The sequence below is a fragment of the Alteribacillus bidgolensis genome, from assembly GCF_002886255.1.
GTDB lineage: Bacteria > Bacillota > Bacilli > Bacillales > Marinococcaceae > Alteribacillus > Alteribacillus bidgolensis.
The window spans coordinates 2,012,798-2,025,172 of sequence record NZ_KZ614149.1 but is presented as its reverse complement, the minus strand read 5'-3'; the positions used below and the strand labels follow the sequence as shown (position 1 = coordinate 2,025,172).

The window sequence follows — 12,375 nt, the reverse complement described above, 5'->3', positions numbered from 1 at the left end:
GTTTTTCTAAAGAAAAGGGGGAAATAACAATGACAAAGGAAAAGGCATGGCTCTCACATTATCCAAACGAAATCCCTTCATCAATTGAATATGAGGAAAGGTCTTTGCAATCCTATTTAAAAGAAGCAGCAGAAACAGAGCCTGATAAACAAGCTCTTCATTTCATGGGAAAGAATATGACGTATAAGGAAGTGTATGAAAAAGCTCAAAGGCTGGCTTATCAGCTGCAGCAGCTGGAAGTGGAAAAAGGAGACCGGGTTGCCATTATGCTTGCCAATACACCGCAATCTGTTATCTGCTACTATGGGGCATTAATGGCAGGAGCAGTAGTTGTTCAGACGAACCCTCTATACGTAGAGCGGGAAATCCAGCATCAAATGAATGATTCAGGCGCGAAAGTAATGATTTGTCTCGATATTCTATTTCCGAAGGTTGAAAAAGTACGCTCAGAAACATTTCTTGAACATGTGATTGTTACCAGCATAAAAGATTATCTTCCTTTTCCGAAAAATGTTATTTACCCTTTTATTCAAAAGAAAAATACCGGTATAAAAGTAAACATAATTTATAACGAAAATACTCATCCGTTAAAAGAGTTGTTAGCTAATAAGAAAGGTGAAATCTGGGAGTATTCCATTTATCCTAAAAAAGAGCTGGCTTTGCTGCAATATACAGGCGGGACTACAGGACCTGCAAAAGGCGTGATGTTAACGCATTACAATCTAGTTGCAAATACTCTGCAATGCAGAACGTGGATGTACAAGATGAAAAAAGGAGAAGAAACAGTTCTTGCTGCTCTTCCATTTTTTCATGTCTATGGCATGACGGTTGTAATGAATCTTGCTGTTATGTATCACTCTAAAATGATTATTTTGCCAAAATTTGACCCAGCGCAAGTATTAAAAACGATACAAAAGCATAAAGTGTCTCTTTTTCCCGGTGCACCGACGATGTATGTCGGACTGATCAATGAACCTAGTATTCAGAAATATGACCTGTCTTCTATCGAAGTTTGTTTAAGCGGGTCGGCACCGCTGCCGCTTGAAGTACAAGAACGGTTTGAAAAATTAACGAATGGAAAGCTTGTAGAGGGGTATGGGCTGACAGAAACCTCCCCCGTAGCAATATCTACACCGATTTGGGGAAAGCGTAAAATGGGAAGTATAGGTGTGCCATGGCCAGATACGGAAGCTGCTATTTTATCAGCCGAAACGGGGGAAATAGCTGAGGCAGGAGAGATTGGAGAAATCATAGTGAAAGGTCCCCAAGTAATGAAAGGCTATTGGAACCGCCCAGAAGAAACAGCAGCTGTTTTTAAAGATGACTGGTTTTTAACCGGGGATATGGGCTATATGGATGAAGACGGTTATTTTTATATCGTAGACAGAAAAAAAGATATGATTATTGCCGGAGGATTTAATATATATCCTCGTGAGATTGAAGAAGTGCTGTATGAACATACTGCTGTTCAGGAAGCAGCAGTTATTGGGGTGCCGGATCCTTATCGAGGCGAAACCGTGAAAGCTTTTATTGTGTTAAAAGAAGGAAAAAAGGTTACAGCAGAAAAATTAGAACAGCATTGCCGTGCTTACCTGGCAGCATTTAAAGTACCTCATCTTTATGAATTTCGAAAAGAACTGCCAAAAACAATGATTGGCAAAATTTTAAAAAGGACGCTTGTGGAAGAAGAAAAGAAAAGCTTAAAAATTAAAAAGCAGTAAATCACATAAAGAAGCAGAGCCTTGTGGTCTGCTTCTTTAAAGTAAGAGGAGAAGTGCTGATACAGCAAAGAGAAACGTTGAAAAAAAGAAAAGGATAGGACTTCCTGATGAATTTTGGCTGCTTGTTCTAGTTGTTTGAAGATTTTATACTTTCAAAATGAGCGACTATTCAGTACAATGAAAGAGAGAGGAGCAATGACTTGAAGAAAGGAGAGGTGAAAAAGAGGAGGTCCAACAGTTGCGAACAGACAAAGAAAGCATATGGTATGAGCAATATCCAAAAGAGATCCCCTTGGAAATTTCGTATGAAAAGAAACCTTTGCCTGCTTTTCTAAAAGAATCAGCAGCACATTATGCCGATCACCATGCAATGAGTTTTTTTGGGAAGCAATGGTCTTATCAGCAATTATTAACAGATGCTTCTTCCTTTGCTAATCAATTAATCAAGTTAGGAATAGAAAAAGGAGACCGGGTTGCAATAATGCTTCCTAATACACCGCAATCTGTAATTAGTTACTATGGTGTGTTAATGGCTGGAGCTATTGTTGTGCAAACAAACCCATTGTATGTAGAACGGGAGCTTAATCATCAACTGATTGACTCAGGAGCAAAAGCGATTGTTTGTCTTGACATGTTTTACCCGCGTGTAATGAAAGCAATGGAAAATACGAGCCTTGAGCATGTTATTGTGACAGGTATAAAAGATGCTCTCGCTTTTCCAAAAAATATTTTGTATCCGCTTACTCAGCGAAAAAACAATGAAATGAAAGTTCAAGTTGACTATAACGAAACCACTCATCATTTTCACAAACTTATTGAAGATGGAGAGTCTGTAATTCCTGAAGTAGATATAGCCCCAGAATCAGATCTTGCTTTACTTCAATACACTGGTGGAACAACCGGGCCTGCTAAAGGGGTAATGCTGACTCATTACAATCTTGTCGCAAACACAACCCAATGTTTGCGCTGGATGTATAAAATGCGGCAAGGAAAAGAAAAGACGCTTGCTGTACTTCCTTTCTTTCACGTTTATGGTATGACCGTTTCTATGAATCTATCCATTATGCATGCTGCTGAATTAGTCATCCTCCCTAAGTTTGATCCAGAGGAGGTATTAAAGACGATCGAAAAGCAGAAAATTACGCTTTTCCCAGGGGCGCCAACTATGTATATCGGGCTTTTAAACAATGAAAAAATACATGATTTTGATCTTTCTTCTATTGAAGCTTGTATTAGCGGTTCAGCTCCGCTTCCACTTGAAATTCAGCAGCAATTTGAAGAAGTAACCGGCGGAAAGCTGGTTGAAGGTTATGGTCTTACAGAAGCTTCACCCGTAACCCATTGTAATTTAATTTGGGAGCAGCGAAAGGAAGGAAGTATAGGACTTCCTTGGCCGGATACAGAGGCAGCTATTCTCACACAGCATGGTCAATTTGCACCGAAAAAAGAAATAGGGGAAATTGCTGTACGCGGTCCGCAAGTGATGAAAGGGTATTGGAACCGGCCTGAAGAAACGTCAGCAGCTTTTAAAGATGGCTGGCTTTTGACTGGTGATATGGGGTATATGGATCAAGAAGGATATTTTTATATTGCTGATCGTAAAAAAGATATGATCATTGCCGGGGGCTTTAACATTTATCCAAGAGAAATTGAAGAAGTGCTTTATGAACATGACAACATACAGGAAGCGGTAGTCATAGGCGTACCTGACCCATACCGCGGAGAGACAATTAAAGCATTTATTGTAAAAAAAGAAGGGGCAGAAGTAAACGAAAAACAGCTGGACGATTATTGCCGCAGTCAGCTGGCTTCATTTAAAGTACCTCGTTTATATGAATTTCGCAATCAGCTGCCAAAAACGAGCGTAGGTAAAATATTAAAAAGAGTGTTAATAGAAGAGGAAAAAGAACATCGTACATCTGGGCATCCTTCCTAGAAAATCTTGAAAAGGTTTCGGCCTATTGACAATTGGTTAAAATTTTTCTAAAATCAATAGAACAAAGTTTATGAATGAATGGTCATTCACTATATTGGAGCCGATTCGATTTGAAGATGTGTGAGGAAAGGAAGTTAAAGATGGGAAAAAAAAGGGGCCCGAAATACGAACAAATTATAGAAGCAGCTGTCCGAGTAATTGCCAGAAACGGCTACCATCATGCTCAAGTTTCTAAAATTGCTAAAGATGCCGGGGTAGCAGATGGAACCATTTATTTATACTTTAATAATAAAGAAGATATCCTTATTTCTTTATTTGAGGAAAAAATGAGTTATTTTGTTGAAAAAATTCGTATGCAGCTTAAGGAAGCTGAAACGATAGAAGACCAGCTGAAAACATTAGTGACTATGCATTTTAAGCAGTTAGCTGCTAATCAAGAATATGCGGTCGTTACACAGCTTGAACTTCGACAATCCAGCAGTGCTCTTCGCCAGCGCATTAATGAAGTGCTGAAAGATTATTTATGGCTGATAGAAAGCATCATTATAAGAGGCAAGGAAAAAGAGGCTTTTTCCCCTCATCTTAATGAGAAGCTGGCTCGTCAGATGATTTTTGGAACACTTGATGAAGTAACGACAAATTGGGTAATGAAAGATTGTAAATATGATTTAGAAGCGTTCTCAGAACCTATTTATGAAATGCTTCTACACGGATTTAAGGCAGGTGTTAAAACGTAAGCCAAAACAAGGAGGTCACCTTTTCATGGAATGTTTCCAGATAAAAAAAGAAGGCAGTATTGCCATTTTAACGTTTAAACGCCCTCCAGCAAACGCCTTGTCCCGTGCTGTGATTACGGAATTAAAAGAAGCTCTGGATACGTTAGATTCGGATGGCGAAGTAAAAGTAATCATTTTGCACGGGGATGGCAAATTTTTTGCGGCAGGAGCTGACATTAAAGAATTTACTCAAGTTGAAAATGGGGAAGAGTTTTCTGAGCTGGCTAGAAAAGGCCAATTTTTGTTCGAACGTTTGGAAGCCCTTACAAAACCAGTGATCTGTGCGATTCATGGAGCAGCTCTAGGCGGCGGTTTAGAGCTTGCGATGGCTTGTCACCTTCGGATTGCTGCTGAGGATGCTAAGTTAGGACAGCCGGAGATTAATCTTGGATTGATCCCAGGGTTTGCCGGCAGTCAGAGGCTGCCTGACTTGGTTGGAAGAGCAAAAGCAGCAGAAATGCTTCTTACTGGAGAACCTATAACAGGTGCAGAAGCAGAAAAATGGGGATTAGTTAATGAAGCATGCCCGGCCGAAGAAGTATTAGAAAAAGCGACCGCATTAGCTGAAAAGGCTGCATCTAAAAGCGGCGTGACTATAAAAATGATAATGGAGCTGCTCCAGTATTCTAAACGAACTCGTTTTTCGGACGGAGTTAAAAAAGAAGCGGAACTTTTTGGAAAAGCATATGATTCCCATGATGGAAAAGAAGGAATTCATGCTTTTTTAGAGAAGAGAAAACCGACATTTAAAAATCAGTAACGTAAGCTATAGGAGGGACCAGGGAATGAATATTTTTGTCATTATGAAAAGAACGTTTGATACCGAAGAAAAAATCGTCATTAATGACGGAGTGATTGACGAAGAAGGCGCAGAATTTATTATTAACCCATATGATGAATATGCAATTGAAGAAGCTATTGTTCTTCGAGACGAGCACGGCGGTGAAGTAACCGTTGTGACAGTTGGTGATGAAGAAGCGGAAAAAGAATTAAGAACAGCCCTTGCAATGGGCGCAGATAAAGCAGCCCTTATTGATGTGGAAGATATCGAAGAAGAGGTAGATCATTATTCTATTAGTAAAGCGCTCACAGCTTATTTGAAAGACCAGGAATACGATATTATTCTTGGCGGAAACGTCGCTGTGGATGACGGAGCCGGCCAAGTAGCGTCTCGGGTGGCAGAAGGCCTTGGCATTAATCAGGTTACAACGATTACAAATCTAGAAATAGACGGCCAAACAGCAAAAATTGAACGCGATGTTGAAGGGGATGTTGAACAAATTGAAACCACTCTTCCGGTTCTCTTGACATGTCAGCAAGGCTTAAACGAACCGCGTTATCCGTCTCTTCCTGGTATTATGAAAGCGAAGAAGAAGCCGCTGGATACCATCGATCTGGACGATTTAGATCTGGAGGAAGAAGACGTAGAAGCAAAAACAAAAACGCTCGATCGTTTCCTTCCGCCTGAAAAACAAGCAGGAAAAGTGCTTGAAGGAGAAGTAGATGATCAAGTGAATGAGCTTGTCAGCTTGTTAAAAAACGAAGCAAAGGTCATATAACGGAGGGGATTTATCATGGCAAAAAAAGTATTAGTGTTAGGGGAAGTAAAAGATGGTGATTTGCGAAACGTCTCGTATGAAGTTATTGCTGCTGGAAAGCAGATTGCTGATGGGGGAGAAGTAGTTGGTGCTTTATTTGGGGAGAACTTGAAATCTCACGCTGAAAAAATGATTCATTACGGGGCAGACCGTGTGGTAACAGCAGAAAAACCAGAACTGGCTCAATATACAACCGATGCTTATACCCAAGCACTGCTGCAAGTTTGTGATCTAGAAAGCCCGGAAAGTATTATTATCGGTCATACATCAAGCGGGAAAGACCTTGCTCCTCGTGCAGCTGCTAAGCTCGATGCAGGTCTTGTGTCTGACGCCGTTGATGTAGTAATGGAAAACGGAAAAGCTGTATTTACCCGCCCTATTTATTCCGGAAAAGCTTTTGAAAAAAAAGCCATAGAAGAAGGCATCGTATTCGCAACGGTTCGTCCAAACAATATTACTCCTCTTGATGTGGATTCCTCTAGAAGCGGGGATATTTCTTCGATAAATGTAGATATTAAAGATCTTCGCACTACGATTAAAGATGTTGTGAAGAAAACAAGCGGCGGTGTCGACTTGTCAGAAGCGAAAATAATTGTAGCAGGCGGACGCGGAGTAAAAAGTGCAGAAGGATTTAAGCCGCTGGAAGAGCTAGCAGAAGTATTAGGAGCTGCAGTTGGGGCTTCCCGCGGTGCTTGTGATGCGGAATATTGCGATTATTCTTTACAAATAGGCCAGACAGGGAAAGTGGTTACGCCGGATTTATATATTGCGGCTGGTATCTCCGGGGCTATTCAGCATCTTGCCGGCATGTCCAATTCGAAAGTGATCGTTGCGATCAATAAAGATCCAGAAGCTCCAATATTTGAAGTAGCGGACTATGGCATTGTTGGCGATCTCTTTGATGTAATCCCGAAACTGACCGAAGAATTTAAAAAAATAACCACATAATTACTGTATTTGCCGAATAAAAGCTATCCCAAAAGAAGTCAGGGATAGCTTTTTCTTTTCTGCTAACTTGAACACGAATAGTTTTTTATACTTTAGGAAAGTTTAACTTTGCTCAAGGATCAAAGTATATTGCCATAAAGACTCGGCAAGCTGAGTTTTTCTAATAAGGTAAGAAAGTATAAAAGTTTGGCGTTTTCCATGTCCAGCTTCAGCGTCCATCCGCTCGAGGTTCAATAACCTCCAGTCATAAAAGTCAAAAAGCGACTTTTTTGCCTGGAGAACATTGACTTGTCGCGGGCTCCCAGGATGGGAGTCAGTTCGGCGTTGTCACAGGACGTACTTCCACAGGACGTGGTGACTTCTACGTTGCACACAGGACGTGTGCGTTTTTAGTAGAAGTTCCTTAGCCTTAGCCGAACTTCCTTTTTTCAGGGCGCTTGCGCTTTTCCTATAAGGTAGACAAACTGCCGTTTCTAATGCCCTTCCTTTCTCATAATCTATGACATGCCAAACGCAGAAAGGAAGGATTATCATGTTTGGTTATAAAATGACACAAATGGTACGCTCCTACAGTAACCAATTAGATAAACCGTTAAAAGAAGAAATTTTGCATTTTTACGAACCATTTAAACGAATTCCATGTTTCCTGCACAAAGCTGCCGAATTCTATATAAATAAATCAAAACAAATGTCTGTCGTTATCGAATTTAACCATGATCATTATCAAAAAGGATACGGTGAAGTTTGCCGCCTAATCAATGGAAAAAGAAAATGCGGTGTAAGACAACAATTTCCTATCGTGTCTTGCTGCAGTGCTAATGTAACACCTGCAGTCATCGAGCAAATACTCCATTCGTGCGGTCATATTAAAAAAGTTTATTTAAATCGTAAAGTGACTGCCCTATTAGATACGGCTGTGTCAGCTGCTAATGCTAGAAATATAGAAAGAAACGGAGAAGATTTAGAACTGACAGGGAATGGAACAACCGTGGCAGTAGTGGATACTGGAATTTATCCGCATTCTGATCTAGAAGGACGTATTGCAGGCTTTGCTGATTTTATTGGAAACGAAACCGACCCGTATGATGATAATGGGCACGGAACACACTGTGCAGGATGTGTTGCAGGCGATGGCTCTGCTTCTTCTGGACAATATAGGGGACCTGCGCCGCAAGCGGACGTCGTTGGAGTAAAAGTACTTGATAAGAATGGATCGGGAACCTTGGAAACTATAATGCAAGGCGTTCAATGGTGCATTGATTATAATGCAAATCAAGAAAATGCGATTGATATTATTAGTATGTCTTTAGGAAGCAGCGCCCAGCGGTATGAAAGTGAAAAAGAGGATCCGATGGTAAAAATGGTAGATAAAGCTTGGGAAAATGGCATTGTCGTTGTGGCTGCTGCAGGAAATGAAGGACCTGAACCGCAGACAATTGCAAGTCCCGGAATCAGTGAGACGATTTTAACCGTTGGAGCTCTGGATGATCAGGAAACAGAATTAAGAGATGACGATGAGGTAGCTGATTTTTCAAGCAGAGGACCTACGATATACGGAAAAACAAAGCCGGATATTTTAGCACCAGGTGTTCATATTACTTCATTGCGAGCACCAAATTCATTGATAGATAAAACACAAAAAGTAAATAGAGAAGGGGAGAATTACTTTACACTCTCCGGAACATCTATGGCAGCGCCTATCTGTGCAGGAGTTGTTGCTTTATTATTGGAATATGAACCCCAACTTACACCGGATCGCGTGAAAGAATTATTAAAAGAAGGAGCCGATTATTGGAATGACAGAAACCCCAATATATATGGGGCTGGGTATTTAAACGCAAAAAACTCTATATCTTTGTTTTAATAAGAGGGTGGAAGCAGCCCTCTTTTTATAATGTTAGGGTGTTACGGGGCTTATGTGCCGTTGTTCCACGTTTTCTCACCATTATCTCTTCTTTATGATCGCACTTTCCCGCTTTTCTTCGCCCTCCATACTTAATATGCATCATTAGCACAAAAAGAAATTAACATATATGATAACGGAAAGGAACGCTTTTTCATCAAAACAATACCAAATGTTTATGCCTAGACAGAGGAGGGTACATTAATCAAAGCAATTTATTCGCAACGAATAAATCATAGTGCTATAATGGCAATGAATGATTGAATGTATGCTTAAAGGAGGACTTTTTGAAAATGGCCATAGTAAATGTATCGGACCAAAATTTTGCTGATGAAACATCCCAAGGTGTCGTACTTGCTGACTTTTGGGCGCCATGGTGCGGACCTTGTAAAATGATTGCTCCTGTACTGGAGGAAATTGACTCCGAAATGGGAGAACAAATTAAGATTGCAAAGCTTGATGTAGATGAAAACCAAGAAACAGCTGGAAAATATGGGGTAATGAGTATCCCTACCCTGCTTGTTTTTAAAGACGGCGACGTAGTAGAGCAAGTGGTAGGATTCCAGCCAAAAGAACAATTGGTTGAGCTTTTAAATAAGCATCTTTAAAACCTGATAAAAAAACTGCTGACTATGTGAGATCAGCAGTTTTTTTATACGTTAAGGCCAACATAAGAATGAAAAAATGAATGTGCAGGATAGAATGTTTACGTTGCTTAAGGAATAAAAGGAGGTTCTTTGTGACGATAAAAATCAAACGAATTTATGAAAATAAAGCGGATGATGACGGTAAAAGAGTGTTTGTAGACAGAATTTGGCCGCGCGGGGTTTCCAAATCACAAGCTGCACTAGATGAATGGATAAAAGACGTGGCTCCAAGTACAGAGTTGCGGAAATGGTTTAACCATAAGGAAGAAAAATTTAAACTGTTTGCAGAAAAATATAAAAAGGAATTACAATCAAATAAAAAAAGGAAAGAAGCTTATGATGAACTTGTCCATCAAGCTAGTTCTAAAAAAGTCACGCTTTTGTATGCAGCGAAAAATGAAAAATACAACCATGCCGTTTTGCTTAAAGACTGGATAAAGGAAGATATAAGCAATATAGGAATGAAAACGTGAGGTGTGTAAGGTTTGAGCCAACTAAAAGAAAAACTGGCAGTGCTGCCTGCACAGCCTGGTTGTTATCTGATGAAAGATAAACACGGAACGATTATTTATGTCGGCAAAGCAAAAGTGTTAAAAAACAGGGTTCGTTCTTACTTCACCGGCTCCCACGATGGGAAAACCCAGCAGCTTGTCAGTCAAATTCGTGATTTTGAATATATTATTACTTCTTCGAACGTAGAGGCTCTAATATTAGAGATGAACCTTATTAAAAAGCACGAGCCAAAGTATAACGTCATTTTAAAAGATGATAAATCGTACCCTTATTTAAAAATAACGAATGAAACCCACCCTCGTCTCATAACGACGAGAAAAGTGAAAAAAGATGGAGGAAAATATTTTGGTCCTTACCCGAATGCTGGGGCGGCAAACGAAACAAAAAAACTTCTCGACCGCCTGTACCCGCTTAGAAAGTGCCGAACGCTTCCAGATCGTGTCTGTCTTTATTATCATATTGGACAATGTCTTGCTCCATGCGAATTTGAAGTGACACAAGAAACCAATCAAAAACTCGTAGGTGAAATGGTTCGCTTTCTAAACAATGGTCATCAAGAGGTGAAAAAAGAGCTGCAGGAAAAAATGGAGAAAGCTGCAGAAGAATTAAACTTTGAACGAGCCAAAGAAATGCGAGATCAAATGCAGGACATTGATGCAGTCATGGAAAAACAAAAAATGACTATTAATGATCAGGTAAACAGGGATGTTTTCGCGTACGCTTACGACAAGGGCTGGATGTGTGTACAAGTATTTTTTGTCCGGCAAGGCAAATTAATAGAAAGAGATGTATCTATTTTTCCTTTTTATCAAGCTCCAGGAGAAGATTTTCTTACATTTTTAGGTCAATTTTATTTAAAAGAAGAGCATTTAAAACCAAAAGAAGTACTGCTGCCTGAACAATTGGATATAGAAATGGCAGAGCAATTACTTGAAATTAAAGTAGTTCAGCCGAAAAAAGGCAAAAAGCGGGAACTGTTGCAGCTTGCCGAAAAAAATGCGGTACAAGCTCTAAAAGAACGGTTTGAGTTGATAGAAAGAGATGAAGAACGGACAATCAAAGCGGTAGAGGACCTTGGCAGAACGCTTCAAATAGATGTCCCTCATCGTATTGAAGCCTTTGATAATTCAAATATTCAAGGTACCGATCCGGTGGCAGCTATGGTCAGCTTTATGGATGGAAAGCCGTTTAAAAAAGATTACCGTAAATACAAAGTGAAAAGCGTAGATGGTCCAGATGATTATGCTTCCATGAAGGAAGTAGTACGCAGACGTTATGTACGGCTTCTCAAGGAAGATGCTCCGTTACCTGATTTAATTTTGGTTGATGGCGGTAAAGGGCAGTTAAGTGCGGCAAAAAGCGTGTTAGAAGACGAGTTAGGAGTAACAGTACCAGTTGCTGGTATGGCCAAAGATGAAAAACACAAAACCTCGGAACTGATCATGGGAGAGCCAGCACAAGTAGTGCCTTTAAAACGTAACAGCCATGCCTTTTACTTGCTGCAGCGCATTCAAGATGAGGTCCATCGTTTTGCCATTACATTTCACCGGCAGACTAGAAAGAAGAATATGTTTACCTCTGTACTTGATGAAGTACCAGGAATAGGCGAAAAACGAAAACGACTTTTGCTTAAACATTTCGGGTCAATGAAAAAAATAAAAGAAGCATCGTTAGAAGATTTTCGAAAGGTTTCCTTGCCTGACCAAGTATCAAGAGAGCTATTACGAAGGCTGCATGAAACCGAATAAAGCATCCGCTTTGTGGTGGAACACAGCAAAGTGGATGCTTTTTCTTTTTTTACCTGATCAGATTCGGCAGCAAGCCAGGTTTTGCCCTAATTATCAGCGGTCCCAATGCACTTCAAACGTAATATGGTTTCGTTTTTCTATTATGTATGTTTCTGCTGTCTTTCCTTTTAAATTTTCGATTTGTTCTGCAAGAAATCCCGCCTCAAGGTGCCGGTCTATGGATTGATGTTCAGTTGTTGGAGGAAGTATGAAATCAAAATGATATTCTCTTCTTTTTTCTTTTGCTATTTTAAGCTCTCCCCATCCAGCTTGATTAAAAAAAGACACAATATCCTGTAAATCTTCGGCACGGTATTTTCTTGCTATTGTTTTACCGCCCCAATACATTATGTCCGCTTCTTCTTTTCCTAACAGTTCAGGAATCAGCGTATTTCGAAGCAGGGTATAGCTGAAACTAGCATAGTTATTTGCGTTTTCTTCCATTCTAACCGTCCTTTCCCCACTAGTATTATACCGTTTAAAATTAAAAATCTCTATAGCTTCCGGATATTAGAAATGATATACTAAAGCCCGAATTCTTTCGGA

The 12,375-nt window shown here is 40.0% G+C and carries 11 protein-coding genes; 10 read left to right on the top strand and 1 reads right to left on the bottom strand.

Annotation, left to right across the window (positions count from 1 at the left end; all coding sequences use genetic code 11):
• Positions 1–29 precede the first annotated feature (29 nt).
• From CEF16_RS10155 to uvrC, 10 genes are all read left to right on the top strand, one after another.
• On the top strand, positions 30–1,721 hold the full coding sequence (locus tag CEF16_RS10155) for a long-chain-fatty-acid--CoA ligase (protein ID WP_091581898.1): 1,692 nt from the start codon (positions 30–32) through the stop codon (positions 1,719–1,721).
• A gap of 238 nt (positions 1,722–1,959) precedes the next feature.
• Complete coding sequence (locus tag CEF16_RS10150; RefSeq protein ID WP_091581901.1) at positions 1,960–3,657, top strand: long-chain-fatty-acid--CoA ligase; 1,698 nt, start codon at positions 1,960–1,962, stop codon at positions 3,655–3,657.
• Positions 3,658–3,797: 140 nt separating this feature from the next.
• Positions 3,798–4,394, top strand: coding sequence for a fatty acid metabolism transcriptional regulator FadR (locus tag CEF16_RS10145; protein WP_091581904.1), 597 nt, complete (start codon positions 3,798–3,800; stop codon positions 4,392–4,394).
• Between the two features lie 25 nt (positions 4,395–4,419).
• Positions 4,420–5,193 carry an enoyl-CoA hydratase gene (locus CEF16_RS10140; RefSeq protein WP_091581906.1) on the top strand — a complete coding sequence of 258 codons (774 nt, stop codon included), beginning with the start codon at positions 4,420–4,422 and terminating at the stop codon, positions 5,191–5,193.
• A gap of 25 nt (positions 5,194–5,218) precedes the next feature.
• Positions 5,219–5,992 (top strand): electron transfer flavoprotein subunit beta/FixA family protein, encoded by a 774-nt coding sequence (locus CEF16_RS10135; RefSeq protein WP_091581909.1) that lies wholly within the window; start codon positions 5,219–5,221, stop codon positions 5,990–5,992.
• A 15-nt stretch (positions 5,993–6,007) separates the two neighbouring features.
• Entirely contained in the window at positions 6,008–6,979 is a 972-nt protein-coding gene (locus CEF16_RS10130; RefSeq protein WP_091581913.1) for an electron transfer flavoprotein subunit alpha/FixB family protein, read from the top strand.
• A 532-nt stretch (positions 6,980–7,511) separates the two neighbouring features.
• Positions 7,512–8,843: a S8 family peptidase gene (locus CEF16_RS10120; RefSeq protein ID WP_091581918.1), complete on the top strand. Its 1,332-nt coding sequence runs from the start codon at positions 7,512–7,514 to the stop codon at positions 8,841–8,843.
• 332 nt (positions 8,844–9,175) lie between these two features.
• Complete coding sequence (gene trxA / locus CEF16_RS10115) at positions 9,176–9,490, top strand: thioredoxin (protein ID WP_091581922.1); 315 nt, start codon at positions 9,176–9,178, stop codon at positions 9,488–9,490.
• 131 nt (positions 9,491–9,621) lie between these two features.
• Entirely contained in the window at positions 9,622–10,002 is a 381-nt protein-coding gene (locus CEF16_RS10110) for a DUF488 domain-containing protein (protein ID WP_091581924.1), read from the top strand.
• Positions 10,003–10,071: 69 nt separating this feature from the next.
• Entirely contained in the window at positions 10,072–11,790 is a 1,719-nt protein-coding gene (gene uvrC, locus CEF16_RS10105; RefSeq protein WP_245917985.1) for an excinuclease ABC subunit UvrC, read from the top strand.
• Between the two features lie 93 nt (positions 11,791–11,883).
• Here uvrC and CEF16_RS10100 read toward each other — a convergent pair whose 3' ends face one another.
• A complete protein-coding gene (locus tag CEF16_RS10100; RefSeq protein WP_091581930.1) occupies positions 11,884–12,273 on the bottom strand; it encodes a DUF2507 domain-containing protein in 390 nt (129 codons plus the stop codon).
• Positions 12,274–12,375 lie beyond the last annotated feature (102 nt).

What these genes read in the sequence shown, in the direction of transcription:
- uvrC (WP_245917985.1), top strand. Translation starts at nt 10,072, where the DNA reads ATGAAAGATAAACACGGAACGATTATTTATGTCGGCAAAGCAAAAGTG.
- trxA (WP_091581922.1), top strand. Translation starts at nt 9,176, where the DNA reads ATGGCCATAGTAAATGTATCGGACCAAAATTTTGCTGATGAAACATCC.
- CEF16_RS10155 (WP_091581898.1), top strand. Translation starts at nt 30, where the DNA reads ATGACAAAGGAAAAGGCATGGCTCTCACATTATCCAAACGAAATCCCT.
- CEF16_RS10135 (WP_091581909.1), top strand. Translation starts at nt 5,219, where the DNA reads ATGAATATTTTTGTCATTATGAAAAGAACGTTTGATACCGAAGAAAAA.
- CEF16_RS10120 (WP_091581918.1), top strand. Translation starts at nt 7,512, where the DNA reads ATGTTTGGTTATAAAATGACACAAATGGTACGCTCCTACAGTAACCAA.
- CEF16_RS10140 (WP_091581906.1), top strand. Translation starts at nt 4,420, where the DNA reads ATGGAATGTTTCCAGATAAAAAAAGAAGGCAGTATTGCCATTTTAACG.
- CEF16_RS10130 (WP_091581913.1), top strand. Translation starts at nt 6,008, where the DNA reads ATGGCAAAAAAAGTATTAGTGTTAGGGGAAGTAAAAGATGGTGATTTG.
- CEF16_RS10145 (WP_091581904.1), top strand. Translation starts at nt 3,798, where the DNA reads ATGGGAAAAAAAAGGGGCCCGAAATACGAACAAATTATAGAAGCAGCT.
- CEF16_RS10100 (WP_091581930.1), bottom strand. Translation starts at nt 12,273, where the DNA reads ATGGAAGAAAACGCAAATAACTATGCTAGTTTCAGCTATACCCTGCTT.